Annotated in this window: 42 protein-coding genes; all 42 read left to right on the top strand. The window is 67.7% G+C overall.

Annotated elements, in window-relative coordinates:
- Window positions 1-52: 52 nt before the first annotated feature.
- The 42 genes from C1Y63_RS04965 (at window position 53) to C1Y63_RS04770 (ending at window position 23,454) form a co-directional block, all read left to right on the top strand.
- On the top strand, window positions 53-340 hold the full coding sequence (locus tag C1Y63_RS04965) for a hypothetical protein (RefSeq protein WP_146128865.1): 288 nt from the start codon (window positions 53-55) through the stop codon (window positions 338-340).
- Window positions 341-1,192: a hypothetical protein gene (locus tag C1Y63_RS04960; RefSeq protein WP_106015366.1), complete on the top strand. Its 852-nt coding sequence runs from the start codon at window positions 341-343 to the stop codon at window positions 1,190-1,192.
- The gene (locus C1Y63_RS04955; RefSeq protein ID WP_106015365.1) at window positions 1,189-1,665 is read left to right on the top strand and encodes a hypothetical protein; all 477 of its coding nucleotides are present in this window, start codon (window positions 1,189-1,191) and stop codon (window positions 1,663-1,665) included. Before C1Y63_RS04960 ends, C1Y63_RS04955 begins: the two co-directional genes overlap by 4 nt.
- A gap of 193 nt (window positions 1,666-1,858) precedes the next feature.
- Window positions 1,859-2,218 (top strand): hypothetical protein, encoded by a 360-nt coding sequence (locus tag C1Y63_RS04950; RefSeq protein WP_106015364.1) that lies wholly within the window; start codon window positions 1,859-1,861, stop codon window positions 2,216-2,218.
- A 75-nt stretch (window positions 2,219-2,293) separates the two neighbouring features.
- Complete coding sequence (locus C1Y63_RS12670; RefSeq protein ID WP_158256089.1) at window positions 2,294-2,449, top strand: hypothetical protein; 156 nt, start codon at window positions 2,294-2,296, stop codon at window positions 2,447-2,449.
- A gap of 110 nt (window positions 2,450-2,559) precedes the next feature.
- Complete coding sequence (locus C1Y63_RS04945; RefSeq protein WP_106015363.1) at window positions 2,560-2,823, top strand: hypothetical protein; 264 nt, start codon at window positions 2,560-2,562, stop codon at window positions 2,821-2,823.
- A gap of 42 nt (window positions 2,824-2,865) precedes the next feature.
- A complete protein-coding gene (locus tag C1Y63_RS04940) occupies window positions 2,866-3,126 on the top strand; it encodes a hypothetical protein (RefSeq protein ID WP_106015362.1) in 261 nt (86 codons plus the stop codon).
- Complete coding sequence (locus C1Y63_RS04935) at window positions 3,113-3,637, top strand: WhiB family transcriptional regulator (protein WP_106015361.1); 525 nt, start codon at window positions 3,113-3,115, stop codon at window positions 3,635-3,637. The genes C1Y63_RS04940 and C1Y63_RS04935 overlap by 14 nt, the downstream gene beginning before the upstream one ends.
- Window positions 3,634-3,921 (top strand): hypothetical protein, encoded by a 288-nt coding sequence (locus tag C1Y63_RS12665; protein WP_158256088.1) that lies wholly within the window; start codon window positions 3,634-3,636, stop codon window positions 3,919-3,921. The genes C1Y63_RS04935 and C1Y63_RS12665 overlap by 4 nt, the downstream gene beginning before the upstream one ends.
- Window positions 3,918-4,388, top strand: a complete 471-nt coding sequence (locus C1Y63_RS04930; RefSeq protein WP_158256087.1) for a single-stranded DNA-binding protein — start codon at window positions 3,918-3,920, stop codon at window positions 4,386-4,388. The genes C1Y63_RS12665 and C1Y63_RS04930 overlap by 4 nt, the downstream gene beginning before the upstream one ends.
- Before the next feature lie 34 nt (window positions 4,389-4,422).
- Window positions 4,423-4,839: a hypothetical protein gene (locus tag C1Y63_RS04925; protein WP_106015359.1), complete on the top strand. Its 417-nt coding sequence runs from the start codon at window positions 4,423-4,425 to the stop codon at window positions 4,837-4,839.
- Window positions 4,836-5,267: a hypothetical protein gene (locus C1Y63_RS04920; protein ID WP_106015358.1), complete on the top strand. Its 432-nt coding sequence runs from the start codon at window positions 4,836-4,838 to the stop codon at window positions 5,265-5,267. Before C1Y63_RS04925 ends, C1Y63_RS04920 begins: the two co-directional genes overlap by 4 nt.
- 11 nt (window positions 5,268-5,278) lie before the next feature.
- Window positions 5,279-5,674 (top strand): hypothetical protein, encoded by a 396-nt coding sequence (locus tag C1Y63_RS04915; protein WP_106015357.1) that lies wholly within the window; start codon window positions 5,279-5,281, stop codon window positions 5,672-5,674.
- Between the two features lie 167 nt (window positions 5,675-5,841).
- A complete protein-coding gene (locus C1Y63_RS04910) occupies window positions 5,842-6,162 on the top strand; it encodes a hypothetical protein (RefSeq protein ID WP_106015356.1) in 321 nt (106 codons plus the stop codon).
- Between the two features lie 32 nt (window positions 6,163-6,194).
- Complete coding sequence (locus C1Y63_RS04905) at window positions 6,195-6,470, top strand: hypothetical protein (protein WP_106015355.1); 276 nt, start codon at window positions 6,195-6,197, stop codon at window positions 6,468-6,470.
- 67 nt (window positions 6,471-6,537) lie between these two features.
- Window positions 6,538-6,828 carry a hypothetical protein gene (locus C1Y63_RS04900; RefSeq protein WP_106015354.1) on the top strand — a complete coding sequence of 97 codons (291 nt, stop codon included), beginning with the start codon at window positions 6,538-6,540 and terminating at the stop codon, window positions 6,826-6,828.
- Between the two features lie 69 nt (window positions 6,829-6,897).
- On the top strand, window positions 6,898-7,593 hold the full coding sequence (locus C1Y63_RS04895; protein WP_106015353.1) for a hypothetical protein: 696 nt from the start codon (window positions 6,898-6,900) through the stop codon (window positions 7,591-7,593).
- 140 nt (window positions 7,594-7,733) lie between these two features.
- Window positions 7,734-7,934, top strand: coding sequence for a hypothetical protein (locus C1Y63_RS04890; RefSeq protein WP_106015352.1), 201 nt, complete (start codon window positions 7,734-7,736; stop codon window positions 7,932-7,934).
- A 20-nt stretch (window positions 7,935-7,954) separates the two neighbouring features.
- Window positions 7,955-8,395 (top strand): hypothetical protein, encoded by a 441-nt coding sequence (locus C1Y63_RS04885; RefSeq protein WP_158256086.1) that lies wholly within the window; start codon window positions 7,955-7,957, stop codon window positions 8,393-8,395.
- Between the two features lie 23 nt (window positions 8,396-8,418).
- Entirely contained in the window at window positions 8,419-8,643 is a 225-nt protein-coding gene (locus tag C1Y63_RS04880) for a hypothetical protein (RefSeq protein ID WP_106015350.1), read from the top strand.
- Window positions 8,640-8,894, top strand: a complete 255-nt coding sequence (locus C1Y63_RS04875; protein WP_106015349.1) for a hypothetical protein — start codon at window positions 8,640-8,642, stop codon at window positions 8,892-8,894. The genes C1Y63_RS04880 and C1Y63_RS04875 overlap by 4 nt, the downstream gene beginning before the upstream one ends.
- Entirely contained in the window at window positions 8,891-9,130 is a 240-nt protein-coding gene (locus tag C1Y63_RS04870; protein WP_106015348.1) for a hypothetical protein, read from the top strand. The genes C1Y63_RS04875 and C1Y63_RS04870 overlap by 4 nt, the downstream gene beginning before the upstream one ends.
- The gene (locus tag C1Y63_RS04865) at window positions 9,130-9,324 is read left to right on the top strand and encodes a hypothetical protein (RefSeq protein ID WP_106015347.1); all 195 of its coding nucleotides are present in this window, start codon (window positions 9,130-9,132) and stop codon (window positions 9,322-9,324) included. The genes C1Y63_RS04870 and C1Y63_RS04865 overlap by 1 nt, the downstream gene beginning before the upstream one ends.
- Complete coding sequence (locus C1Y63_RS04860) at window positions 9,321-9,623, top strand: hypothetical protein (protein ID WP_106015346.1); 303 nt, start codon at window positions 9,321-9,323, stop codon at window positions 9,621-9,623. The genes C1Y63_RS04865 and C1Y63_RS04860 overlap by 4 nt, the downstream gene beginning before the upstream one ends.
- A gap of 9 nt (window positions 9,624-9,632) precedes the next feature.
- Window positions 9,633-9,908: a hypothetical protein gene (locus C1Y63_RS04855; protein ID WP_106015345.1), complete on the top strand. Its 276-nt coding sequence runs from the start codon at window positions 9,633-9,635 to the stop codon at window positions 9,906-9,908.
- Window positions 9,908-10,357: a hypothetical protein gene (locus C1Y63_RS04850; RefSeq protein WP_106015344.1), complete on the top strand. Its 450-nt coding sequence runs from the start codon at window positions 9,908-9,910 to the stop codon at window positions 10,355-10,357. The genes C1Y63_RS04855 and C1Y63_RS04850 overlap by 1 nt, the downstream gene beginning before the upstream one ends.
- Window positions 10,358-10,394: 37 nt before the next feature.
- Complete coding sequence (locus C1Y63_RS04845) at window positions 10,395-10,715, top strand: hypothetical protein (protein ID WP_106015343.1); 321 nt, start codon at window positions 10,395-10,397, stop codon at window positions 10,713-10,715.
- Entirely contained in the window at window positions 10,715-10,960 is a 246-nt protein-coding gene (locus C1Y63_RS04840) for a hypothetical protein (protein WP_106015342.1), read from the top strand. Before C1Y63_RS04845 ends, C1Y63_RS04840 begins: the two co-directional genes overlap by 1 nt.
- Window positions 10,961-11,203 (top strand): hypothetical protein, encoded by a 243-nt coding sequence (locus tag C1Y63_RS04835; protein WP_106015341.1) that lies wholly within the window; start codon window positions 10,961-10,963, stop codon window positions 11,201-11,203.
- Window positions 11,200-11,865 (top strand): dihydrofolate reductase, encoded by a 666-nt coding sequence (locus C1Y63_RS04830; protein WP_233195581.1) that lies wholly within the window; start codon window positions 11,200-11,202, stop codon window positions 11,863-11,865. The genes C1Y63_RS04835 and C1Y63_RS04830 overlap by 4 nt, the downstream gene beginning before the upstream one ends.
- 99 nt (window positions 11,866-11,964) lie before the next feature.
- Window positions 11,965-12,144: a hypothetical protein gene (locus C1Y63_RS04825; protein WP_106015339.1), complete on the top strand. Its 180-nt coding sequence runs from the start codon at window positions 11,965-11,967 to the stop codon at window positions 12,142-12,144.
- A 96-nt stretch (window positions 12,145-12,240) separates the two neighbouring features.
- A complete protein-coding gene (locus C1Y63_RS04820; protein WP_106015338.1) occupies window positions 12,241-12,435 on the top strand; it encodes a hypothetical protein in 195 nt (64 codons plus the stop codon).
- A gap of 108 nt (window positions 12,436-12,543) precedes the next feature.
- On the top strand, window positions 12,544-13,329 hold the full coding sequence (locus C1Y63_RS04815; protein ID WP_106015337.1) for a ParB/RepB/Spo0J family partition protein: 786 nt from the start codon (window positions 12,544-12,546) through the stop codon (window positions 13,327-13,329).
- A gap of 4 nt (window positions 13,330-13,333) precedes the next feature.
- Window positions 13,334-14,182: a hypothetical protein gene (locus tag C1Y63_RS04810; RefSeq protein ID WP_106015336.1), complete on the top strand. Its 849-nt coding sequence runs from the start codon at window positions 13,334-13,336 to the stop codon at window positions 14,180-14,182.
- An 11-nt stretch (window positions 14,183-14,193) separates the two neighbouring features.
- Window positions 14,194-15,093, top strand: a complete 900-nt coding sequence (locus C1Y63_RS04805) for a hypothetical protein (protein WP_106015335.1) — start codon at window positions 14,194-14,196, stop codon at window positions 15,091-15,093.
- 5 nt (window positions 15,094-15,098) lie between these two features.
- The gene (locus C1Y63_RS04800) at window positions 15,099-15,641 is read left to right on the top strand and encodes a P-loop-containing protein (RefSeq protein WP_106015334.1); all 543 of its coding nucleotides are present in this window, start codon (window positions 15,099-15,101) and stop codon (window positions 15,639-15,641) included.
- 77 nt (window positions 15,642-15,718) lie between these two features.
- On the top strand, window positions 15,719-16,165 hold the full coding sequence (locus C1Y63_RS04795) for a hypothetical protein (protein ID WP_106015333.1): 447 nt from the start codon (window positions 15,719-15,721) through the stop codon (window positions 16,163-16,165).
- 2 nt (window positions 16,166-16,167) lie between these two features.
- Window positions 16,168-17,397, top strand: a complete 1,230-nt coding sequence (locus C1Y63_RS04790) for a PBSX family phage terminase large subunit (protein WP_106015332.1) — start codon at window positions 16,168-16,170, stop codon at window positions 17,395-17,397.
- 30 nt (window positions 17,398-17,427) lie between these two features.
- Complete coding sequence (locus C1Y63_RS04785; RefSeq protein WP_106015331.1) at window positions 17,428-18,972, top strand: phage portal protein; 1,545 nt, start codon at window positions 17,428-17,430, stop codon at window positions 18,970-18,972.
- Window positions 18,973-19,002: 30 nt separating this feature from the next.
- On the top strand, window positions 19,003-21,765 hold the full coding sequence (locus C1Y63_RS04780) for a phage minor capsid protein (RefSeq protein WP_158256085.1): 2,763 nt from the start codon (window positions 19,003-19,005) through the stop codon (window positions 21,763-21,765).
- Window positions 21,766-21,814: 49 nt separating this feature from the next.
- Entirely contained in the window at window positions 21,815-22,474 is a 660-nt protein-coding gene (locus C1Y63_RS04775; RefSeq protein WP_146128864.1) for a hypothetical protein, read from the top strand.
- Window positions 22,475-22,740: 266 nt separating this feature from the next.
- Complete coding sequence (locus C1Y63_RS04770) at window positions 22,741-23,454, top strand: hypothetical protein (protein ID WP_106015328.1); 714 nt, start codon at window positions 22,741-22,743, stop codon at window positions 23,452-23,454.
- The last annotated feature ends 5 nt before the right edge of the window (window positions 23,455-23,459 follow it).

Genomic DNA, 23,459 nt, shown 5'->3' with positions numbered 1-23,459 from the left:
GCCGGCCCCTGGTGTGCGCCCCGCTCCACCCCGCTCCCAGAAAGGAACCACAGTGCCGCATAGCCCTGATGTGCTGGGTGTCATCGCCCACGCCGAACCCCTCGAACCCATCGCCACCATCCCCACCCGCATCCTCCTCGACGTACGCCTGGTGCCCCTGGCCCGCGTCATCTACGCATACCTCGACGCGGCGAACTACCCCCATCTCCGCACCGTCGACGCCATCGCCCACGCCCTCGACCACGACACCACCGAGATTGAGATGGGCCTCGTGCAGCTCGAGAAGTACGGGTACATCGACAGCGCCGACGCCACCGATGCACTTGGGGAGGTGGAATAGATGCGGCCTGCACGCGTCCAACAGCAGCCTCACCCGGACGGCTCCTACACCATCATCCCCAACGAGCTGATCGACGACCCGGAGCTGCTGCCCCGGGACAAGACCGTCTATATGTGGCTGCGCAGGCACCGTGACGGCTGGCAGGTGACCTACTCGCGGGCTAAGACCGCGCTCGGCATCTCCGGGCCGACGTTCGCCGCAGCCCTGACGGCACTGTGCAAACGTGGGTGGCTGACGCGTCTCGACACCCCGGACGGCGTCGTCTGGGTGGTCAACGTCCGCCTCCGCAACCAGGGCACCGCCCCCGCCCCTGCGGCCACACAGACACCAGAACCGGCCACCACTGCCGCCAGCAGCCCCGCAGAGCACACGGGCGCCCCCTGGGGGCAGCAGCCCGCACCGCCGGCACGCACAGCCCCCAAGAAGCCCGCACCCACCCCGGCCGCGCCGATGTGCTACCTGCCCGACGACTTCGAACCCGCCGCCGCCTCCGTCGCCCAGGTCGCCAAGGAATGCCCCGACGTCAACGTCGACCACGAGCACCGGCTGTTCACCGACCACTGGAAGGCCGAGGGCGGCCCCAACGCGCGCAAACGTGACTGGGACGCGGCATGGCGCAACTGGATGCGCCGCAGGCAGGGGTGGAACGACACCAAGGCCGCCGAGGCCAACGGGCCGCGCATGTACAAAACCAGAGGTGGGCAGGTCTTCGACAACCCCAACGACGCCCGCGTCGCCGGCTGGCTGGAGACGGGGGAGAGGCTCGCCCGCCAGTTTGAGGAGGCGGAGCGAGCCTACGAGCTAGGCCTCGGCCCCAAGCCCTCCCTCCTCGGGTTCGTGGGGGCGTCATGACCGACGACGTACCCGGCCACTACATGCGGCAAGCCACGCGGCTGCTCGGCATGGTGGCGAGCTTCGACCGCTCCATCGGCACCCCCGGTGACGCGATGGTGGTGGCGTGGGCTGCGCAGCTACGGGCCGCAGCCTTCGACAACGAGACCCTCGAGCAGGCCGTCATGCGGGTGTACCAATGGTCCGACGTGCCCAGGAACCCCATCGGCGCGATCTTGCAGGAGGCGCGAGCGGTGCGCAGGGATGCGGCGAAGGGGTCCGCCGTGCGCGCCCTCACCGCCAGTAACTTCACCCCGACCGGTGGGCCTGTCCGTGCCGCGTACGTGGCCCACGGGGCGCTGTGGGTGACGTGCCCGGAGTGTGGCGCGGAGCCGGAGTGGCCCTGTGCGGGGGCTGGTCCCCAGGGGTGGCGGAAGGTGCCGCACGTGGGGCGGATGACGGCAGAATCTTCGCATAAGGGTGATGGTGTGTAGTGGGTAGGGGGTAGCTCTAACCTTGGGCTTTGGTTGGATTTTTACCCCCGCGATGCGTAGATTTGTCGCGCGGATAAGCTACGCGCTAAAGTAACTTATGTTCACAGGGAAGCCCGCCGGGCCAACCAGTGAACACGGGGCCGGCTCCAACACCACGGCCCCCGCCCTTCAACCCCCAGAAAGGGGAACCCCCATGGCCCTCTACGGCATCACCAACCACACCCCCAACGACACCCTCCAGCGCATCTACCTGGAGATGGTCGCAAAGATGCAGGCCCAGGCCCCCAACGTCGACACCGCCATCATCGGCAGCATCGCCGCAACGCTCACCAGCTACCACCTCGAGCAGACGCTGCTCGACACCATCAACGCCCAGGGCGACAACCACAGCCGCCTCGACGCCTACACCTGCATGTCCCGCCACTACACCATGGACGACCTGCGCCGCCGGGGCATCACCCCGCCGAAGCTCACCGGCGACCTCACCGTCAACTACGACACCAACCGTGCCGACGAAGAAAACGTGCCGGTGACCTTCACCTACACCGCCTAACCAGGCACCCCAACAGGGCCGCTAGCCGGGAGGCACACCGGCCCACTCCCACCCCAACCGAAAGGAACCACCCCCATGAACACCGTCCCCCAGCCCAAGCCCACCAACACCACCGCCGCCGAACCCCTCGCCAAGATCCCCACCGCAGACGGGTACCGCATCGTCGCCGCCCCCGCACCCGACGAGCAGGCCCCCATCACCATCATCGCCGCCGAACACCACGACCTCTAACCCCGCCGCCCCGCGCCCCATACCACACGACCGAATGGCAACCGGCTGGGAAGCGATGGGCCGCGATGCAACGCGATGAAACCCCACCCCACCAGCCGAAAGGAAACACCATGAAACTCGACCACAGCCTCCAGATGACCTCCACGACCACGGAGCTGCACCGCATCGCCCACGAGATCGGCACCCAGCTCTGGTGCGACGTGAAGCGCCTCCAGCACGGCCGGCTTCCCGATGACGCCACCGCCCTCGACGAGCTGCACGCGAAGTGGCAGGAGGCCACCGCACGGCTCCGCGACCTGCACCGCGAAGCCCTCGCAGACGGGGCCGACGAATCGGACATCTCCGACACCATCGCCGAAGCCCCCATCAGCTAACCCCCCACCCCACCAGCCGCCCCACACACCAAGGAGACCCCCATGACCACCAGCCACCGCGCCCCCGAGCCAACCACCCCCGCCGACGACACCAGCCGCGCCGAAGTCACCTTCATCGCCACCGCCCTCGCCTTTCTCGTCATCGGCGCTGCCCTGCTGCTGATCGCACAGATCGCAATGCTCATCGCCGGCCCCGGCGTCGCCAGCATCCTCACCGGCTGCTTCGTCGCCGCCACCCTGCTCGCCCTGCTAGCCACCCACCCGATCGTCACCAACCGCTTCGCCGCCGATGACCACCACTGACATGCCCCTGTGCGCCGGCCGCTCCGACGAGTACGAGTGGAACGACACCCACACCACCGACCACAACATCGCCCGCCTCGCCGCCGCCGCCCGCACCTGCGGCAGCTGCCCCGTGTACGACCACTGCCACCGGCTGCTGCTGCACGAACTCCACCACCACCGCCCCTCCGGGGTGTGGGCCGGCCGCGTCGTCAAGGAGGTGTACCCCGACGCCTGGAAGCTCGCCCGCGCTGTCCCAGAGCGCCTCTGGCCCCGCCTCGCGGCCGCCATAGGCATCACCCGCCACCAAGTGCGGGGGCTGGCCAACAACCGCTCCCAGGGGTCCAGGACGGCCCGCCTCGCCGCGCTCTCCGCGTGGGAGGTAAGCCCCGACCCCAGCAGCCGGGAGCGCAGCATCCTCACCGTCAACGGCCGCCTCGTCGGCAGCATCCCCGACACCGCCGTCGCCACGATCGTCAGCGTCGTCGGCACCGACGTCGCCATCCCCACCCCCGAGGAGGTGCCCGCATGAGCCACCAGGCACGCAAGCGCACCAGCACCGGCGCGGTCTACCGCTTCGCCGCCAAGCTCCGCGACAACCCCGGGGTGTGGATGCGGTACCCCACCCGCAGCGCACACCCCTCCCAGACCGTCGTCGCCCCACAGCGCTCCGGCCGCGTCCGCGCCCTCCCGCCCGACCAGTACTGGACCCGGGTACGGAACAACACTGCCGAGGCCGTCTACCAACCAGGCCACGACTACCACCGCGCCGAACGGCACATTCCCTACGCGTACCGAAAGGACCCCCAGAAGTGAACCCCCCAGCAGTACTCCTCGGCCGCCTCACGGCGGACCCTGAACTCCGCTACACCCCCAACAGCGTCCCCTGCGCGACGTTCACCATCGCCTACGACAAGCGCCGCAAGACCGCCGACGGGCAGTGGGAGACCGAGTGCACCACCTTCGTGCGCTGCACCGCGTGGCGCAACACCGCCGAGCAGGCCGCGAAGGCGCTCGCCAAGGGGATGCCCGTGATCGCGGTCGGGGAGCTGTACAACCGCGCCTACGAGACCCGCGACGGGGAGAAGCGGTACAGCCTCGAGTGCAACGTCCAAGACCTCGGCGTCAACCTCCGGTGGCTCAAGGACGACAACGTCGCCAACGGCGGATGGTCTGGCACCAGCGGTGGCGGTAAGCCCTCGCCGGCCGCGCAGGCCTGGAACACGTCCACCAACCCCCAGCAGGGCGGCTTCGCAGGAGGCGACGACGAACCCCCATTCTGACCGGCCGCCGATCCTGCCGTGCGCAGGCAACCCGGTGTACACCGACCCGCCGCCCGTCGCGTTCCACCCCGACGCCCTCGCCGCGATGGATGCGTGCACCGGCTGCCCAGCCCTCGCCCGCTGCGCGGCGCAGGCCCTCCACGCAGGCACCAGCCTCGACGGGCGTACCACCGCCCCCGCCGCCGGAGTCATCCAGGCCGGCGTCTACTGCACCGGGGACGCCGACACGGCCGCCCAACTCGCCGCCATCGCCGGCACCCCAGCACCCCGCTACCAACGGCACCGGCCACGCCCCACCATCCCTCACCACTGCCAGGGGTGCCACAAGCCCCTCCACCCGTGGACGCGCAACCCCGAGCAGATCCCCGAAGGCCACGTGATGCACTACGCGCGGGGGTACTGCACGGGCTGCCGTGCCCGCTACCGCCGCGCAAAGAGGACGACCACATGAGCACCCACCCCCAGCCGACCGGCGTGTACACGATGCCCCTGTCGTGGACCTCCCCGCCGCTGAGCATGAACCACCGCATGCACCACCACCAGAGGGCCGGGCTGGTGCGGGAGATTCGCCACGAGGTCGCCACCCGCGCCCGCGCGCTACGCCTGCCCACCCGCGTGCCCTACGCGGTCGTCCAGCTCCACTACCGGCCCGCCGACAACCGCCGCCGCGACACCGACAACCTCGTCGCCACCCTCAAGCCCATCTGCGACGCGCTCACCCCGCCCACCCGCACCGGCGCTGGATGGCCCCTGGTCGACGACGACGTGCCCCGGCTCATGGCCAAGCCTGAGCCGATCATCCACACCCACGCGCCCGGCGAAAAACCCAGCATGTGGCTGGTCATCGCCACCTTCGCCGAGTCGCTCTACACCTACTGAAAGGAACCACCATGCACCGCATCACCCCCAAGACCATCCACTGCACCTACTTCCTGGAGGCGACCGACTTTGGCAGCCCCCGCATGGGGTGGGACTTCCTGGAGGAGTGCCCCACCCTCGCCGAGGCGGAGGCCCGGCTGGAGGCGCTGGTAGCCCAGGAGGACGAGAACTACCGGGAAGCGGTCGCCCAGGGGGAGGACTGGCCTGTGCGGCAGCGCTACCGCATCGTGAAGTACTCGCAGGAGGTAGTCGCCATCGCCCGCACCGCCCCTGTGGCGACGGTGCGTAAGAGCGGGGGCTTGTGGGAGGCGGACCTCGGCGGCGGCAGGACGCACCAGCTGCGGCTCTGGTGTACGGCACGCCTGCTTGCCGACGCAGCCGCCCACCGGAAAGCGCGCGGATATTAGACGCGCTAGGCCGGGGAGGTGGGGCCAGTCTGGGCGGGGAGGGGGTAGTGGCAACCAGGGAGTTCGCGGATTTCCTTACCCCCACCGCGCGGATATTTGCCGCGCGGATAATCTTCGCGCTAAAGTAACTTACGTAAGCGGGAAGCCCACCGAAAGGAACCCACCCAATGACCACCGTAAACACCACCCCCCAGGCCCTCATCGACACCCTCGCCAACGACCTCGCGAACGCCACCCGCGAAATCCTCGAACTGCGCGACGCTATCGCCCGCGAGCTGGACAGCATCACCGCCTGGACCGAGGCCGGCGAAGCCGCAGCCACCGGCTTCGACGGCACCGCAATCTCCCCGGACCGCATCACCCAGCTGCACTACCAGGCCGCCCGCCAGCGCGAACTCATCGAAATCCTCGCCAAGGCCCACGCCCCCAAGGATCTCATCCACACCACCATCAAGGCCGCCGCCGACAAGTACGCAGCCACCCACTAACCCCACCCCACCCCGCCGAAAGGAACCAACCAATGAACACCACCTACCTGCTCAAGCGACTGGCAGAAGCCACCCGCGAAATCGCCCGCAGCAGCCGCACTATCCAGGCCGGCCTCGACAACACCCTCGAGCGCATGACCAACGGGGTGAGCGCCCACACCACCGCCGGCGGCATCGACCCCGCCACCCTCCAGGCCCACCAGGACGCCGTCACCGAGCAGAAGATGCTGTGCATCACCCTCCACGCCATGGGCATCCCGGACGACGAAATCTCCGCCACCATCCAGCACGCCGCCAGCACTAACTAACCCCCACCCCTCCAAGGCGCTAGCCGCGACGGCACACCGCCCCCAAGGCCTACAGAAAGGAACCCCCATGGCCACCATCACCCACCCCACCAACCTCCGCTCCTACATCGAACTCATCACCGCCGACCTTGGCCCCCAGGCCACCCGCTGGGCGGTAGACGCGGCCCACCTCTTCGCCGAAGCCGACGCGATCGTCCGCCACGTACCCGGGGCGACCGACAACGACCCGCACGTCCGCGCACTCCGCGCAGAGGCCGAGGCACTCGCCGAACGTGTACGTGACGCCGGCGCCAGCCTCAGCGTCATCGCCGACCTCTACCACGCCCACCACGTCTACCGCAGCCCCTTCCGCCCCTAACCCCCACCCTGGCGCTCGTCGCGAGACACACCGCCACTACCCCGCCGAGGCCTACAGAAAGGAACCACCATGTACACCTGCGTACTCTCCGTCACCAAGCACAACCGATACGGCGCGGAGCGCTTCTACACCGGCACCCTCGAAGACATCCGCGCCCAGCTCATCGAAGAATTCTCCCGCTGGCACACCTACCAGCCCGAGGACTTCGCCGACCAGTGGGAGGCCGTCTACCCCACCGACGTTAGCGAACTCGACGAAGGTGAAGTGCCGCCCACTCCCCGCAAACTCACCCCCGAGCTGCTGAAGGAGCTGGCCGTCGCTCTGCTGGACGCGCCCACCGGCCACGCCACCATCAGCGCGGGGCGAGCGGATATCTCCATTCCCGCCTGCACCCCCGAACGCGAACTCCCCCCGCTTAAAGCCGCCATCACCCAAGACTGGCTCATCCTCGCCCTCACCACCGACTGCGGGGCACTGTGGCTCAACATCAACACCACCTACGCCCACGGGCTCGCCCGCCTCCTCGAGGCCGCCGCCGGGGGCAGACGCCACCAGGCCATCGCCCTCCGCCACTGCGAATCCGGCGAAGACCCCGGCGACCGCATCCTTGTCACCGCCGACACCTTCGACCAACTGTGCAGCCTCGGATTCAGCTCAGGCACACACATCTCCTGCGCCATCACCTTCGAAATCGGATGCGACGACGCCCTCACCCTCGCCACCGCCATCCGGGACGTCATGGGCGAACAGACCGCCACCAACTAGGTGAACACTCAAAACCGCCCCACCCCAGAAAGCAGCCCCCAAGTGAACCCTCTCGACCTCCTCGCCGCCTTCGCCTGCCTCGCCTGCACCATGCTCCTCGCCGCCTGGGTGCTCGACCTCATCGGTAAGGACTAGCGCCGATGAACCACACCCACACCTGGCAGATCCGCACCCCCGTAGCCGGCCGCGACGGGCACACCCAAACCTTGGCCGCACGCCGCGACGGCGACCGCATCACCCTCACCGTCACCGACTGGCGCGGAGTCCGCGTCGGCCTATGCCTCACCCCCACCGACCTCGACGCCGTCGCCACCATCCTGGCAGACGCCGCCGCCCACTGAAAGGAACCGCCATGCTCCCCATGTACAAAACCCCATTCCCAGTGTCCCCCAAGTACGACGCCGCACTGGAGAAGCTCACGACAGTCGTCGAGCTGCTCTACGACGCGGCCGAAGTGATGGCCGGCCTGGCAGACAGCACGCGGCACACCCTCGCCGTCGGATCGGACTTCAACGACTGGGCCGAGGAGCTGACCTTGTGGGCGAAAGACGTCCAGGAGGGGCTGGGGGAGTACGCCAGCTTCCGGGGTTCGCTGATCGGCCTCACCCTCGACGACGTCAAAAAGCACATCGGCCACAGGGTCACCCTCGACAACGCCCGCACCCCCAAGGGGCGTGGCGGCACGCTCAAGGCCTATGCAGGCGGCATCTGCACCGTCACCACCGACGACGGCGACACCCGCACCGTGCTCCCGCACCACGTCTTCTACGACCACGATCCCTACACCCCGCCGGCGCGGTAGCCCCACCAGAAAAGGAGAAAGCAATGAGCGAAGTGCGAACGATGATCAGCGGCTTGCAGCTGAAACTCAACAGCACAACCTCGAGCCACATCTACACCGTGTTGATTGAATTTGGTCCCTTTGATGGATTCTACGTCAGCGTGATCACGGAATACGAAGAAGCCCTGGCCCTGGACCTGGAGAGCATGAAGATGCTGCGCGACGCATTGACCAAGATGATCGACATTAAAGAGGGGGAGCAGAAATGAGCGGCTTGACCCGCGACGGGTACGGCTGGCACCTCGCGTGCACGGATAGCGAGCACCTCACCGGCGAGAAGTACACCGTGCACGTCACCGCCACGCAGCTCGGCACGGTAGGCGTAGCCCTCGCCGTGCCAAGCGCCAGCGGCAGCGTACGCACCTGCCAGGCGGTGCTCTCCACCACCGAGGTGCCCGCCCTCATCCGCGCACTGCAAGAGGCCTGCCAGGTGTCCGTCGAAGCGGAGGACGCCCCGTGAGGATCCAACAGCAGGGCAGCAGCCTGGTCACCCAGCTCCACGTGTGGACGGCCGCAGCCGTGGACGTCATGGGCGGATACGGCCCGGACCTGGAACCCCAGGTCTCCCTCGAAATCAGCCCCAGCAACGGCCGCAGCTTCGAAATCACCATGAGCGGCGACGAAGTCGCCGCCCTGCACTACATGCTGGGCGAGACGATGCGCTGCTACGACATCGACCCGTGGGAGGAGGACTAATGTGCGACACCCCGTTCATCCCCACCACGGAGGGCCGCATCTGGGCCGAGGTGCACTGCAACGGCGAAGCACAGATCTTCATCGACGATGGCGTGCTCACCGACTCGGTCACCATGCGGGTAGAAGACGCCGAGAAATTCTTCACCGCCGGCTACGAGATGTTCCACTCACCCCAGCCGGGGGACACCCCGTGAACTGGCCCGAGATCGCCCTCCTCGCCTCCGGTGGCGTGTGCAGCATCATCGTCCTCGCCTACGGGGCTACAGCCGTCGCAGCGGGGCTAAAACCCCTCTGGGAAATGCGCCACCGCACCCCGCCGCGCACCATAGTGCGAACCCACTGGTTCGACTCCATCAGATGCGAGAGCGACGGCAACGAGGTGCGGGTCACCTTCACAAGCCGCGACGAGGCCCACACCTGGCACTTCCCCCACGACGTCGCCGCAGGCATCGCCCGCCAGCTCGCCGAAGCCGCTACCCCCACCCACGACTAGGAGACCCCCATGTACAACCCCTACAAGGACGACGCACCCACTAAGGGGAGTTCCCTCGCCGACCACATCCTCTACACCCGCCACCGACTCCGGAAGGCGGCCGACAACCTCACCGACCTCACCGACGATATCGACACCGCGCTTGCCGACAAGGGAAGTATGGGCACGATGTGGAACTCCACGCTGCTGACGTTCCGTGAACACGTAGACGCCTACCTCAAAACCTTTGAGCACCTGAGGGCGCTGGAGGCCTACGCCGCCACTCTCCCGCCGGGGGCATCCTAATGGCCCGCGTGACCCTGCGCTCCCTTGAGTGGCCAGACGACGAAGACGCAACCCCCGTGTTCGGTGGCGTCACCCTCACCGTGGGCACCAGGCCCGACCGCGAAACTGAAAACATCTGGGCATCGTTCAAGCTCAGCAGCAAGACCGACGGGTGGGCAGTCACCTACGAAGCCCGAGAGACCCCGAATGCGGTGGGCCGGATGGGCGTGGCAATCCGCGAAGCGCTCCGCGACGCCGATACCAGGCGCACGAAAGAAACCCACGTCGGCAATGGCAAGCAGCTGTACGTCGTAGCGTGGGCCATGAAGTGGGGTAGCAGCAAAGTTGTGCACGTGGGCATTCGCGAGGCCTTCGACACGGAAGGCACCGCAGAAATGGGCACCGTCCTCCCCCTCACATCCGCCTACCGCCTAGCCGACATTCTGGACCCACCCCCTGATGCCCAGTAGCCCCCGACCGTAACCCCACCAACTGAAAGGACACCTCATGCCTACCGCCCCCACCTTTGAAGTCGTCGACGCCCTGCCAGGCAAGAAGTACCGCGCCCGCCGCGTCGCCGTCGAGCAGCTCACCGCCCTACGCGACACCTGCCTCGCCAACCCCGGCGAGTGGGTCAAGGCCACCCCGCAGCAGCTGCGCCCCGACCTCGACGCCCAGGAAATCGCGCGCCGCAAAACCCTCATCGCGGGCTTCGTCTACCGCGTCAACTCCAAGGCCGCACCCTTTGACGACGGATACGAATACGAAGCTGTGCAGCGCGCCGACAGCATGTACGTCCGCGTCGCCACCGAAGAAGACGAGGCCTAATGCTCACCACACTCCCACCCGCACGCGAGCGCGCAGGCACCCCACCGCACCTCGCGGAGTCCTACACGGCGCACCTGGCGCACACCTGGCTGGAAGTCGTCCGCAAGGAGGACGACGAAGCCGAACTCCTCATCACACCCCCACACCGGCCCCTCGAACACCTCTGCCGGCTGCGGCTCACCCGCAGCGAGGTGGGCGACCTGATCGACGCGCTGTCCGACTACTACTACGACGAGGAGCACTAAATGCAGCTCCCCGGCGGCCGCACCATCGTGTACGCCCACGACGTCACCATGCCCAGCCTCCTTGGCCCCCAGGAGACCACCGCCACCGTCGTGCTCTGCGACGACGGCACCTACGGGGCGCTCATCAACACCGGCTGCCGGGGATGCGAATACGTCCCCATCAGCCCCCGGATGATCGCCTGCCTCCACGACCTCATGGGGGCGATCCACGCGCGCACAGAACAGGATCACCCCCAAGCATGAACCCCACAGCCACCACGTGGAAGGCCCCCAGCCCACCACCCACAGCCACCGCAGCACACCCCAACCCGGGAGACGACGCAGCAAACCCCATGACACCCACCCGCACAAACACCCTCATCCTCGCAGGAGCCGACACCCCCAACGGCACCCTCATCGGATGCCCCGAAGGCCTCCCCTGGCACATCCCCGAAGACCTCCGCAAGTTCGCCCACCTCACCGCAGGCAAACGCATCATCATGGGCCGCCGCACCTGGGAGAGCCTCCCCCGCAAACCCCTCCCCAAGCGCGAGAACATCATCCTCACCACCACCCCGGCAGGGGAGTGGAGCAGCGGAGCCACCACCATCGACACCCCGGAAAAGATCCCGCCCGGGAGCATCATCATCGGAGGTGCGGAAACCGTCGCCGCCACCATCGACACCGTGCACACCATCCACCTCACCGTGGTAGACAGCAAGACGCTTGAAGAGCCGCCCAGTGGCTGGGGCACCTACCTCCCCGCCGGGATCTTCAAGGCGTTCACCGCCTACCACTCCAGCGGGTGGATGCCCCACGACGACAGCGCGCCCAAAGTCCTCCACACCCGGGACGTCCTCCTCGTCGCCAAGGGGTGGCCACAGGCCGCACACGACGAAGCCCTCCGCATCACCCGCGCCACGTAGAAGGGGCGCATGGTGGGGTGCGAAGGGTGAGGTAGGGGAGATGTTTGCCTGCGGATAATCTACGCGCTAAGATAAGTTACATCAGAAAGGAGGTGAAACATGAACCCTGACACCTTTAACCAGGTCAAAGAAGCCCTGGAACTCGGCGGCAAAGCCATCACGACCGTAGCAGGTCTGTGGCTCGCCTTCCGAGCACTTCGCATCAAGGACCGCTCCGTGACCCTCGCCGAAAAGCGTGAAGAACGGAAAGCCCGCCGCGAAGAAAAAGAAAACGGCTAGACTCCCAACCAAGACAGACTAGCCGCCGGCCCCTCCCCCGTTACGGGGGAGGGCACACCGGGCAACAGAATAGCCCCCAGCGAAAGGAACCCCCAAATGTCCACCACGCTCAGCCCCGCCCGGAAAAACATCAACGCCACCATTCTCGCCCTCTCGATCATCCCCCTCTGGCTCCTCGCAGACTTCGGCCTCAGCGTCGCCGCCCACCACATTTACCCCGCGTGGATGCTGGTGCCAATCATCATCATGCTCGGCTACCTCTACGGTGCCATCACCCACTGGCAGCGCTAACCCCCACACCCCTCAGCCCCCGCGAACCCCACGCGGGGGCTTTTTAACGCCCGCGCCACCCGCCGGCGGCCAAACTGACCGCGCCCCCACCCGTGACACCATGCGGCCATGACCGCTCCCAACACCACAGGCAGCCCCGAAACCCACCCCCTCAACGACCTCCACACCTACCACCGCAACCCCCGACGCGGCGACACCACCGCCATCGCCGACAGCCTCGCCGCCAACGGCCAATACCGGCCCATCGTCGTCAACAAGGGCACCCACACCGGCCGCCCCATGGAAGTCCTCGCAGGCAACCACACCCTCGCCGCCGCCCGCCTCCTCGCCGAAAACAACCCCGACGACGAACGCTGGCACACCATCGACTGCTGGGTGATCGACGTCGACGACGAAGCAGCCACCCGCATCGTCCTCGCAGACAACCGCACCGCCGACCTCGGCACCTACAACGACGACACCCTCCTCCAGCTCCTCGAATCCATCGACCACGACCTCGACGGCACCGGCTACAACTACGACGACCTCGACGACCTCCGCGCCCTCGCCGAAGACACCCTCCCCGAACCCCCCACCGCACCCACCCTCCCCGTCGCCACCGAAATCGACGGCACCATCGACCCCAGCAAAGCCGCCATCGACAGCGCCCCCAACGCGCCCCTCGCCGAAGGCCTCAGCACCTCCCACTCCGACGCCGACAAAGCCGCCACCTACGCCGAACGCGGCAGCCGCATGCTCGTCCTCAGCTACGACTACGACACCTACACCTGGGTAGTCGAACAACTCGCCGCCTACGCCACCAACCACGACGACTGCGACGACTCCAACGCCGCCATCGTCATCCACCTCCTCGCCGCCGCCAACAACACCCCCGCACCCACCCAGGAACCCTAACCCCATGCCCGACTACACCATCCTCCACGCCAAACGCGTCTGCAGCCCCGACGAAGCCTCCACCCTCATCGGAGACACCGTCCCCGACCGCCAACCCACCGTCAGAGGCAACGTCGTCATCCTCGACGCCGACACCGGCCGCCCCGTCGCCGCCCAACTCAAAATCACCGGCGCAGCCCGCCTCCGCCAACAACTCCACACCCTCAAATTCGGCACCCTCCAGCGCTCCAACAACTACAACAGCCGATCCCAAACCTTCGGCTACCGGCCCCGCCGCCCCCTCCGCCTCCGCGAAAACTGCGACACCGCCCGCGCCACCATCGACCACCCCGACATCCAAACCGAACTCGACCACATCGGCGACCAATGCGCAGCCCTCCTCGCCGACTACTCCCCCGAACTCGTCCGCGAAGACCGCACCGAACTCGCCGACGTCCTCCCAGAATGGAAAATGGGCGAAGCCAAACTCTGGACCAGCGGCGTCATCAACGACACCGCCCAACTCCCATACCACCGCGACAACTTCAACTACCCCGTCGTCTCCGCCATGCCCGTCCTCCGACGCCACACCAGAGGCGGCCACCTCCACCTCCCCGAATACGACCTCGTCCTCCCATGCCAAGACTCCACCGCGAGCTTCTTCAAAGGAAAAGAACTCGTCCACGGAGTCACCCCCATCACCCGCCTCACCGAAGACTCCTACCGGTACAGCATCGTGTTCTACGCGCTCCAAGGCATGAAAGACTGCTTCACCCACGCCCAAGAAACAGCACGAGGCCAGCGCAAACGCACCGAACGCGAACGCGCCATGGCCCAACGCCTCGCCAACGGCGACTACAACATCCCCACCTAAGGACACCCCGCATGCCCCGCACCCTCCCTGTGCACCAAACCACCGAGCAACGCCAAGCCGACTTCGTCCGATGGCACCGCAAACAACTCGCCGCCGGCGACAGCGACCCCCACTACCCCGTCATCACCGGAGTCGGCGAAGCCCTCGGCTCACGCGAACACACCGCCTGGCTCCTCCTCCGCCACACCGGCTTCTACCACATGGGCAGCACCCTCCGCTCCTACGCCGAAAGCCCCGGCCCACACCTCCCAGACACCCACCTCGCCTACCCCACCGGCACCGAACGCCGAAACCACCGCGTCCCCACCCGCTTCCGCAAACACTGGACCAGCCTCCTCCACCACATCGACAACCACGGCGGCCCCATCCAGTGGCTCACCCCACCCCACACCGGCACACGCGGCTGGCAAGAAATGATGAACCGCGCCCTCGCCGTCTGGGGAAACGGCCGCTACTTCGCCTACAAGGTCGCCGAAATGTCCGCCTGCTGCCTCGGCACCCCCATCAACGCCCCCGACGCCTGCCACGACGGCTCCTCCGGCCCCCGCAAAGGCCTCCAAGACATCTACGGCCCCCAGCCGAAAGACAACACCCCCGAGACCATCCGCCACCTCGACGCACTCACCGAGCAACTCCGCGCCGCAGCCGGCCAACCAGACGTCGCCCGCATCGAAACCAGCCTCTGCAACTTCCACTCCGCCCACAAAGGCCGCTACTACATCGGGCAGGAAATCGACGAGCAACTCGAACAACTCACCGCAGTGCCCAGCCCCCTCACCGAAGTCGCCCTCAACGTCCGCCGCAACACCTTCCCCCACGAATACCTCGGCGAACTCCACGGACGCCACACCATAGACCGCGCACGCGGACGCATCTACCGCGACACCGGCCACATGATCGAACGACACTAACCCCCATGCAGCTCATCTACCTCATCGGCCCGCCCGGCGCAGGCAAAAGCACCACCATGCGGCGCATCACCGCCCACCTCGACCGCACCCCCATGCCCAAAGACCAATACCCCGCCCGCGACGCACTCTTCGACAACGGCACACTCTGGGGCATCGAACTCGGCGCACGACGCCCCACCTTCTCCGGGACCGACGCACTCCCCATGAACGCCAACACCGCCGCCTGCAACTACCTCACACACGCCCCCGAACAACCCCCCACCATCCTCGCCGAAGGCGCACGCCTCGCCAACGCGAAGTTCCTCACCACCGCCACCAAGGCCGGATACGACACGCACCTCGTCTACATCGACAACCCCCACGCGCGGCAATGGGCGCTCGACAGGGCAGCAGCCCACCACACCACCCCCCAATCCGAATCCTGGGCGAAAGGCCGCGCCACCGCCGCCCGTAACCTCGCAGCCCGCCCGCCCGCAGGCGTCACCGTCCACACCGTCACCCACCCCGACGCGGCAGCCGACACGATCGCCGCGATCCTCCGCACCTGACCGCACCCCCCAAGGTGCTGGGATACCTCACGCCTACACGCGCCCGATAGCCCCGGAGAAGGAGTAAGGCAAACCCCATGGGTAAACGCAAAAAGAACGTACCCAAAGACCACGAACGCGCCGAACGAGCAAAGCGCGCCCTACAGATGCGCCTAGCAGGCGCAACCTACGCAGAAATCGGGCAGGTGCTCGGCATCAGCCAGGGCACCGCGTGGAAAGACATAGCCAGGGAAATCCGGGCTATCCCCGCCACCGAGGCCACTGAACTCCGCCAACTCGAACTCGCCCGCCTCGACCGCCTCCAACGCGCAGTCTGGGAGGACGCGGTGGGCGGCAACCTCCGCGCCGTCGACAGGGTGGTGCGCATCATCGAGCGGCGCGCCCGCCTGCTAGGCCTCGACTCCATCCAGGTGGAGGCGTCCGTCGACGTGCGGGAGGCCATCCGGGATGCCGTCGCCACCTTCACCCCGGAGTTGGACGACACCCCCACCCTGCCTGACCCGATGCCCGACCCCCTGGAGTAAACGTGCCGTTGTCCGCCCGCCAGAAACAGGCGCTCGCCCGCTCGACCGCGCCCGTGAACCTCTGGTACGGCAGCGTGCGCGCCTCCAAGACCCACGCGTCGCTGTGGTGGCTGCTCGCCCGCATCGCGGGGCACGAGGGGGACGGGGCGGTCATCATCGTCGGGTTCAGCCGCGACACAATCTGGCGGAACCTTTTCGTGCCGCTGCTGTCGCACGACGACTTCGCGGTGGTCGCCCCGCACATCAAGTACAAGCAGGGTGCGCCAACGGCACGAATCCTTGGGGTGGAGGTGTCCGTCATCGGCGCGTCCGACGAGCGGTCCTGGCAGCGGATTCAGGGCATGACGGTGGCGACGTGCCTTGGCGATGAGGCGGTGACGTGGCCGCAGTCGTTTTGGGACATGCTGCTCACCCGCCTGTCATTGCCGGAGTCGTCGCTGCTGGCGACGTGTAACCCCGGTACCGGGTCCCACTACTTGAAGACCACGGTGGTGGACCGGGCCACGGACCCCGACATTCACGTCGAGCGGTTCCTGCTGCACGACAACCCGTGGCTTCCCCGCTCCTACGTTGAGCGCCTGGAGCGCACCTTCACCGGACTGTTCTACCGGCGGATGATTCTCGCGGAGTGGGTGGCCGCCGAGGGCGCGGTGTACGAGTGCTGGGACCCTGAGCAGATGCTGGTGCCGGATGCCCAGGTGCCGGAGCTGGAGCAGATCCTCGCCGTCGGCATCGACTACGGCACCAACCACCCGACAGCAGGCTACGCGCTCGCGGTGGGGGTGGACGGCCGCCTGTGGGTGGTGGCCGAGTGGTCGCCGAACTTGGAGACGGGGGCGCACCGCCGGTTGACTGACGCCCAACTCGCGGACGACTTGCAGCGGTGGCTGCGGGGCCTCCCCGCACCCCCAAGGTTTATTTACTGCGACCCGGCGGCCGCGTCGTTCCGGGAGGAGCTGCGCGCCCGCCACATCGTCACCCACAAGGCCGACAACCGGGTGCTGGACGGCATCAGGACGGTGGACTCGCTGCTCGTCAACCGGCAGCTGGTGGTGTCGGACGTGTGCGAGCACCTGCCGGGGGAGCTGTCGTCGTACCGGTGGGATGCGAAGAAGGCTGCGCGGGGTGTGGACGCCCCCATCAAGGAGAACGACGACCACGTGGATGCCCTGAGGTACGCGGTCGCGTCGTGCCGGCACGTGTGGCGCAAGTTCATCACCCTGGGGGACTGACCGCACTGGGGTGTGTGGTGCCGTGGGTGCATGAGTATGCCCGCACCGAACACCCCGTGGCCGCCGGAGGCTGTTGCCGACGCGTTTACCCAGATCGCCGCAGACAGTGCCTGGCTGTCAGGCGACATGGACCGCATCCGGGCGCGTGCCCGTGCCCCACGCCAGCAGGCGGCGAGCACCCCCTGGCAGTTCAACGGTGGCCTCGGGGGTGCGGCCGCCCGCGCGGTGTACGGCAAGCCGCGCCGCACCCCGGGGTCGGCGACGATTGACCGGCATCTGCCGGTGCCGTTGGCGGTGTGCGCCGCGTCGGCGAACCTGCTGGTGGGTACCCCGCCGGCGATCACCCTGCACCCGGAGGACGAGGCGAATGCGGAGGCGGAGCAGCTGCTCGTCGAGGAGACCACCACCGACGAGTGGGCGGCCCAGCTGACCCGCGCCGCCATGTACTGCGCCGGCCTGGGGTGGGTGTTTGGCCGGGTGGTGTGGGACACCGAGGTGCGGCCCACCCCGTGGGTGGAGTGGGTGGACGCCGACCGGGGTGTGGTGGAGTGGCGGCATGGGCGGCCGGCGGCGATCACTTTCTGGGATGCGTTCGAGGACCCCGAGGGCCGGCGGGGTGGGGTGTGGAGGCTGTTGCAGCGGCACACCCCCGGCCGGATTGACTACGCCCTCTACCGGGGCAGTGGGGACAACCTGGGGCAGCTGATGCCGTTGACGGAGCACCCGAGCGCGGCGTTCCTCGCCGACCTTGTCGACGCCGAGGGTGGGGTGCGGACGGGTACCGCCCACATGACTGCGGTACTGATCCCCAACATTGATGGCAACCCGACGTGGCGTGACCGGCCGCAGCTGCGCGGCCTTGGGTTGTCCGATATCGCCGCCGCCGGCGACGTGTGGGCAGACATCGACAAGATCTACACGGACCTGCTACACGAGGTGGATTCCGCCCGCGCCCGCCTGCTGGTGTCGGAGGAGTACATGCAGGATGCGGGGCCGGGGCGGGGCCTGTCGTTCGACTGGGGGCGTGACGTGTGGCCGCTGGCTACGACGGGACTGGATGGTGGGTCCACGATTCAGCAGGTCCAGTTCCAGATGCGTGTAGCCGAGTACGAGCAGGCCTTGCAGGTGGCGACGCGGCGGGCGTTCGACGCGGTGGGGCTGTCGCCGATCACGGTGGGGCAGGACCCGGGGCAGGGGGCGATGACGGCGACGGAGATTCGTGCCCGGTCCACGGCGACGCTGAACACGTGGAGGCGGAAGGCCCGCATGTGGCGTGCTGGGTTGTCTCAGCTCGTCACCGCGTGGGTTGGTGTGGATGCTGCCCTGCGGGGGTACGCGCCGTTGACGCGGCCGGTGAACGTGGCGCTGACGGAGCCGGTGCAGGACACGGAGCTGGACAAGGCGCAGACGCTGCGGGAGCTGCGGGACGCTAGGGCGGTGTCGACGGAGTACGTCGTGGAGCGGATGCACCCGGAGTGGACGCCGGAGCAGTGTGCCACCGAGGTGCAGCGCATCCGCGCGGAGGAGGCCGGCGGGGGAGACCCCTTGGGGTTGATGCCCCCGGATGGGATGTAGGACGAGCAGGGTAGAGGAAGGTTGGCCGGGGTGGATTACGAGTTTGCGGAGCTGCTAGGTGCGGTGTACGCGGCGGCCTCGGTGGAGATTACGGCCGCGCTGGCGGATGCGGTGCGCCGGGAGGCTGCGGGTACTGCCGAGTACCTGGGGCGGCAGGGTGTGGGTGTGGCGGCGTTGCGGCGGCGCGTAGAGGGCATCCTGCGGGAGGTGCAGCAGGGTACCGGGGAGCTGACGGAGGAGGCGCTGGGGCGGGCCTACGTGGAGGCGTTCTGGGAGACCAGTGGTGGGCAGCTGCCGCAGGGGTTCTCCCACGCCGGGCTGGTGCAGACGGTGCGGGAGGTGCGGGAGGCTGTGGCGGAGCAGCATCGGGCGATCCTGCGGAGCGTGGAGGGGGTGTACCGCAGGGTGGTGGCGACGACGTTGGCGGTGTCGATGCCGCAGGCGCAGACTCGTGTGCAGGTGATGCAGGCGGCGCTGGACCGGTTCGCCGATGAGGGTGTGGATGGGTTCCGCGACAAGCTGGGCCGGCGGTGGGGTATCGACTCGTACGCGGAGATGACGGTGCGTACGGGGATGAACCGTGCCCGGAACTTTGGGCGCGTGGAGGGCTACCGGCAGCGCGGTGTGGGCCTGGTGTTGGTGTCCCGGCACAAGGGGTGCTCGGACCTGTGTTTGCCGTTCCAGGGCCGCCTGCTGGCGGTCTCGGGGCCTGCTGGGCGCAGGGTGGTGGAGGATCCGGCGACGGGCGCGCAGGTGGAGGTGGAGGCGGTAGCCACGTGGGACGACGCGTTGGCGGCCGGCTACCACCACCCGAACTGCCGACATACGGATAGTGCGTATGTGCCGGGGATGCGGGTGGAGCCGCCGGCGGAGCAGCCGGAGGGGGAGTATGAGGCGACGCAGCGGCAGCGGTACCTGGAGCGGGGTGTGCGGCGGTGGAAGCGGCGTGAGGCTGCGGCGTCGACACCAAGTGAGCGGGCGTATGCGCGTGGGAAGGTGCGTCAGTGGCAGGGGCGTGTGCGGGAGCATGTGGCGGCCCATGAGGGGCTGCTGGTGCGCCGGTATGACCGTGAGCGGTTGTGGCGTGGGCGTGCTGGTGTGCGGGAGTCGTTGAAGGGCTTCGAGGCGGAGGCGTTGAAGGCGATGCCGCCGATGCCCGCTTCGCCTGCCGTGGGGCAGCTCGCCCCGTGGCCTGAGCGGCGTGCGCCGCAGCTGACGGACGCTACCGCCCGTGCGCTGGCGTCTGTGTCGGCGGAGGGCGGCGCGGAGGGCTACTACGTGCGGGGTATTGCCGCGCGCGTCTACGGTGTCGACGGGGACGAGCTGGCGGCCCGTATGGCGAAGGCTGGGGCGATGGGCGATGCGGCTGAGGCTCGTGCGCTGCTGGAGCGGGAGTTCTTTGAGCTGGACGTTCCCACCTACGATCAGGCCGCCCACTCGGTGGTGCTGCTGGGGCAGTTGGGTGTGCCGGAGGCCCAGGCCCAGATGTTGTCGATCCTGCGCGACGAGCTGGGTGTGCCCCCGGCAGAGTTTGGGCAGGTGCTGATGCGAGGCGGCGAACGTGCCGCCAAGGCATTTGCCGAGCTGCCGGATAAGGCACACATTAAGCACAAAAAAGTCAGGTGGGATCCGGATGAGATGAGAGAGGCGCTGGCGTGGCGTGATGCTGACTTTGCGTTCGACGACTACGCGGCGCTCAGCCGCGTGGCGGGTCGGGGGAGGATCGCGGTTGACGATATCCGTCACCCGGTCAGCGGCCGCCTAGAGTGGGAATTCACTAGTGGGGAGAAGACCCCTGGGCGGTTCACTAAGGCCCCGATGGCGACCTTTGGTGCCAATGGTGAAAACGCGTCGTGGGGCCAGGGGCACCTGGTGCTCACTCCTACGGAGGCGGCGGACCATGAGCTGCGGTACATCGCGCAGCTCCGCACCGCTGGCTACCACGGTGACCACTCGGAGGCCTTGGAGGGCTGGGCGAGGCGGCACCGGATGCCGGTTGACGACGCGCACTTCAAGGTCGCGTTGATGGAGAACGACCTCTACGGTGTGGGCGGTACTCCGGGGTCTGGCCTACGTGACGGGGCGGTCGCCGAGGCGCGCGCGGAGCTGGCAGCCCGTGGGCGGAAAACGTGGGACTGGAACGAGCGCCGCCTGGTGGACGACACTGGGGAGTTTCGCCGAACCTTGGATGAGACACCGGTCCAGTGGAGTGATGAAAAGTTCGCGAGGGTGTTTGCGACGCGTTACCAGGCGGAGGCTTCGCGCCTGCCGCTCGAGGAGTACAAGGCGACCAAAACCTACACTGGCCCCGCCTACCAGGATATCAACGGTAGCGAGCGCGAGAGTCACGGTACGGTCCACCACGAAGCGGCGGCGGGCATCGATCGCGCCATCGAGGCGTCCCCCCGCCTCGACCGGAGTGTCACGGTGACGCGCGGAACCCGTGGGGGCCAGTTTGCTACCACGTGCGTTGACAGCCCTGGCAGGGTGTTCGACGCCGAGGCGGACCCGCAGTCTATCGTGGGGCACGACTTCATCGAGTACGGGTACATGTCCACCAGTGTGTCCGCAAACCCGGCCATGTCGAAAGAGATCACGATGGTGATCGAGGCGCCGGCGGGCACCAAGGGGATTTATCTCGACGCGGGTAAGTTCGGCTCCACACCAGTCACCGACGTTCCTGGCGAGCGGGAGTTCCTGCTGCCCCGGCAAACTGTCTTCACGGTGAACCGCGTGGAGCAAAATAGGGGAGGTATAATTGCGTTCTGCACAGTAAAGGAGCAACGTGTCTAACCCCCCTGTTTCGTTCTTCGACGTCGACGGCCCCGCCTGGGTGTACGTCGTGAGGGTTCTAGAGCCTCGCGACCCGAACTACCCACCGGAGGTGTTTGCCGTGGCCTTCTTCGAGGAGGATCGGTGGTGTACGTTCCTGCCTACGGGTGAGACGCTGCCACCGCTGACAACGGCCGGCGAGTCGCCGGTGCCGTGGCCAGACGACCGGCTGGCCCAGTGGTGTGAGGACACTGTCTGCGAGGTGGTCGACCAGGCGTGGGTTGCCGATGCCACCGAGCTGTGGAAAGCACACGCCTTCCTGGCAGACGGGGAGGTACTGTGCATGATGAAGGCACAGAACTCTACTTTTGATGGCTACATCGACGAGGGCGACAGGATCTTCGACAAGTGGATCGGTGACGTGACTCCGGAAATGATGAAAACCTGGGCCTGCCCATCGATTGACGACTACGACGCCGAGCGTGAGGCCATGCGGAAGCGCATGGAGGCGTCCCCCGAGTTGAGGGCGCTTTACCTTGAGTACCTCGCGAGGGAAGGCTTCTATGTGTTCGACGTCCTCGGGGTTGACCGCGAATACCCGAACTGGCCGGTGCGCCGGTGGGCCGGAATGCGGGCTCGGAGGCTCACCCCGCCGCCGAATTACCCAGAGCTGTACCCAGACCTGCAACGTATCGTCCCGGTCGACAGCTTCACCTACACCCCGCTCTAAGCGTCACCCCATAGCCCGCCCCACCCCCCAGGGGCGGGTTTTCTCATGCCCACACCCCGGCACACGCACCGCCAACTGACCGCACCCCCACCCATGGCATCATGCGGCACGTGGCCCCCACCCCTCCACACGGCGGGGCGGCGGCAACGGTGTGACAACGGTTCAGCGTGCACTGCCCCGGAATCACACACCCCACCGCAACCCCGCACCAAGGGGCCGGGGCCACACCCCCCACCTATCACCCCCACCTGCAAGGGAGCACACCTGTGGACGCTGATGCTGACAACACCACCCCCGTGACGGAGGACGCCGCGAGCGAAGGGCACGGCACGGTCGAGCAGGGAGACGGCTCGCCCGCACCCGACACGGGACGCCCCGAGGCTGGTTTGGAGCACCCCGAGGGGCACGGTGACGACAGTGCCGGCGACGAGCAGGTGAAGAAGCTCCGCGCCGAGTCGGCCCGGTATCGCACTGGGCTGCGCGACGCGGAGAAGAAGCTCGCGGAGCAGGAGGCCCGCCTGGAGTCCCTCATGGAGGGGCTGTCCCGGCTGGCTGGGGGTGATAGTGGGGAAGACGTTTCCCCGGAGGAGCGGATCGCCGCGTTGGAGCGTGAGCGTGATGAGGCTACGGCCCGCCTCCGGGACTATGCGGTGACGCAGGCGGTGCAGGCCGCCGCCCAGCGTGCCGGAGCTGATGCTGCCCTTGCCGTGCCGCTGGCGCGTGGGCTGGGGCGGCTGGATGCGCTTGACCCGCAGGCCGATGACTTCGACGCCCAGGTGGCGGAGGTGATGGAGTCTGTGGTGGCTGAGCACCCGCAGGTACGTACCCAGGTGGTAGCCCGTACTAGTGGCGTGCAGGCCGAGCCGTCCCCGGAGAGGAAGCCGGGGGTGGTGACGCCGGAGCAGTTGGCCGAGTGGGCTGCTGCTGGCCGGTGGGACGAAATCAACAAGGCGGCCCGGGAGGGCCGCGTCGAAGCCTAGGAGGC

The sequence above is a fragment of the Corynebacterium sp. 13CS0277 genome (genome assembly GCF_002994655.1).
GTDB lineage: Bacteria > Actinomycetota > Actinomycetes > Mycobacteriales > Mycobacteriaceae > Corynebacterium.
This window is presented reverse-complemented; position numbering and strand designations above follow the sequence as displayed.

What these genes read in the sequence shown, in the direction of transcription:
- C1Y63_RS12665 (WP_158256088.1), top strand. Translation starts at nt 3,634, where the DNA reads ATGAGCCACCAGGCACGCAAGCGCACCAGCACCGGCGCGGTCTACCGC.
- C1Y63_RS04845 (WP_106015343.1), top strand. Translation starts at nt 10,395, where the DNA reads ATGCCTACCGCCCCCACCTTTGAAGTCGTCGACGCCCTGCCAGGCAAG.
- C1Y63_RS04895 (WP_106015353.1), top strand. Translation starts at nt 6,898, where the DNA reads ATGTACACCTGCGTACTCTCCGTCACCAAGCACAACCGATACGGCGCG.
- C1Y63_RS04875 (WP_106015349.1), top strand. Translation starts at nt 8,640, where the DNA reads ATGAGCGGCTTGACCCGCGACGGGTACGGCTGGCACCTCGCGTGCACG.
- C1Y63_RS04800 (WP_106015334.1), top strand. Translation starts at nt 15,099, where the DNA reads ATGCAGCTCATCTACCTCATCGGCCCGCCCGGCGCAGGCAAAAGCACC.
- C1Y63_RS04955 (WP_106015365.1), top strand. Translation starts at nt 1,189, where the DNA reads ATGACCGACGACGTACCCGGCCACTACATGCGGCAAGCCACGCGGCTG.
- C1Y63_RS04805 (WP_106015335.1), top strand. Translation starts at nt 14,194, where the DNA reads ATGCCCCGCACCCTCCCTGTGCACCAAACCACCGAGCAACGCCAAGCC.
- C1Y63_RS04960 (WP_106015366.1), top strand. Translation starts at nt 341, where the DNA reads ATGCGGCCTGCACGCGTCCAACAGCAGCCTCACCCGGACGGCTCCTAC.
- C1Y63_RS04795 (WP_106015333.1), top strand. Translation starts at nt 15,719, where the DNA reads ATGGGTAAACGCAAAAAGAACGTACCCAAAGACCACGAACGCGCCGAA.
- C1Y63_RS04880 (WP_106015350.1), top strand. Translation starts at nt 8,419, where the DNA reads ATGAGCGAAGTGCGAACGATGATCAGCGGCTTGCAGCTGAAACTCAAC.
- C1Y63_RS04945 (WP_106015363.1), top strand. Translation starts at nt 2,560, where the DNA reads ATGAAACTCGACCACAGCCTCCAGATGACCTCCACGACCACGGAGCTG.
- C1Y63_RS04835 (WP_106015341.1), top strand. Translation starts at nt 10,961, where the DNA reads ATGCAGCTCCCCGGCGGCCGCACCATCGTGTACGCCCACGACGTCACC.
- C1Y63_RS12670 (WP_158256089.1), top strand. Translation starts at nt 2,294, where the DNA reads ATGAACACCGTCCCCCAGCCCAAGCCCACCAACACCACCGCCGCCGAA.
- C1Y63_RS04910 (WP_106015356.1), top strand. Translation starts at nt 5,842, where the DNA reads ATGACCACCGTAAACACCACCCCCCAGGCCCTCATCGACACCCTCGCC.
- C1Y63_RS04935 (WP_106015361.1), top strand. Translation starts at nt 3,113, where the DNA reads ATGACCACCACTGACATGCCCCTGTGCGCCGGCCGCTCCGACGAGTAC.
- C1Y63_RS04920 (WP_106015358.1), top strand. Translation starts at nt 4,836, where the DNA reads ATGAGCACCCACCCCCAGCCGACCGGCGTGTACACGATGCCCCTGTCG.
- C1Y63_RS04830 (WP_233195581.1), top strand. Translation starts at nt 11,200, where the DNA reads ATGAACCCCACAGCCACCACGTGGAAGGCCCCCAGCCCACCACCCACA.
- C1Y63_RS04885 (WP_158256086.1), top strand. Translation starts at nt 7,955, where the DNA reads ATGTACAAAACCCCATTCCCAGTGTCCCCCAAGTACGACGCCGCACTG.
- C1Y63_RS04850 (WP_106015344.1), top strand. Translation starts at nt 9,908, where the DNA reads ATGGCCCGCGTGACCCTGCGCTCCCTTGAGTGGCCAGACGACGAAGAC.
- C1Y63_RS04855 (WP_106015345.1), top strand. Translation starts at nt 9,633, where the DNA reads ATGTACAACCCCTACAAGGACGACGCACCCACTAAGGGGAGTTCCCTC.
- C1Y63_RS04940 (WP_106015362.1), top strand. Translation starts at nt 2,866, where the DNA reads ATGACCACCAGCCACCGCGCCCCCGAGCCAACCACCCCCGCCGACGAC.
- C1Y63_RS04820 (WP_106015338.1), top strand. Translation starts at nt 12,241, where the DNA reads ATGTCCACCACGCTCAGCCCCGCCCGGAAAAACATCAACGCCACCATT.
- C1Y63_RS04815 (WP_106015337.1), top strand. Translation starts at nt 12,544, where the DNA reads ATGACCGCTCCCAACACCACAGGCAGCCCCGAAACCCACCCCCTCAAC.
- C1Y63_RS04900 (WP_106015354.1), top strand. Translation starts at nt 6,538, where the DNA reads ATGGCCACCATCACCCACCCCACCAACCTCCGCTCCTACATCGAACTC.
- C1Y63_RS04905 (WP_106015355.1), top strand. Translation starts at nt 6,195, where the DNA reads ATGAACACCACCTACCTGCTCAAGCGACTGGCAGAAGCCACCCGCGAA.
- C1Y63_RS04825 (WP_106015339.1), top strand. Translation starts at nt 11,965, where the DNA reads ATGAACCCTGACACCTTTAACCAGGTCAAAGAAGCCCTGGAACTCGGC.
- C1Y63_RS04950 (WP_106015364.1), top strand. Translation starts at nt 1,859, where the DNA reads ATGGCCCTCTACGGCATCACCAACCACACCCCCAACGACACCCTCCAG.
- C1Y63_RS04810 (WP_106015336.1), top strand. Translation starts at nt 13,334, where the DNA reads ATGCCCGACTACACCATCCTCCACGCCAAACGCGTCTGCAGCCCCGAC.
- C1Y63_RS04865 (WP_106015347.1), top strand. Translation starts at nt 9,130, where the DNA reads ATGTGCGACACCCCGTTCATCCCCACCACGGAGGGCCGCATCTGGGCC.
- C1Y63_RS04915 (WP_106015357.1), top strand. Translation starts at nt 5,279, where the DNA reads ATGCACCGCATCACCCCCAAGACCATCCACTGCACCTACTTCCTGGAG.
- C1Y63_RS04890 (WP_106015352.1), top strand. Translation starts at nt 7,734, where the DNA reads ATGAACCACACCCACACCTGGCAGATCCGCACCCCCGTAGCCGGCCGC.
- C1Y63_RS04785 (WP_106015331.1), top strand. Translation starts at nt 17,428, where the DNA reads ATGAGTATGCCCGCACCGAACACCCCGTGGCCGCCGGAGGCTGTTGCC.
- C1Y63_RS04840 (WP_106015342.1), top strand. Translation starts at nt 10,715, where the DNA reads ATGCTCACCACACTCCCACCCGCACGCGAGCGCGCAGGCACCCCACCG.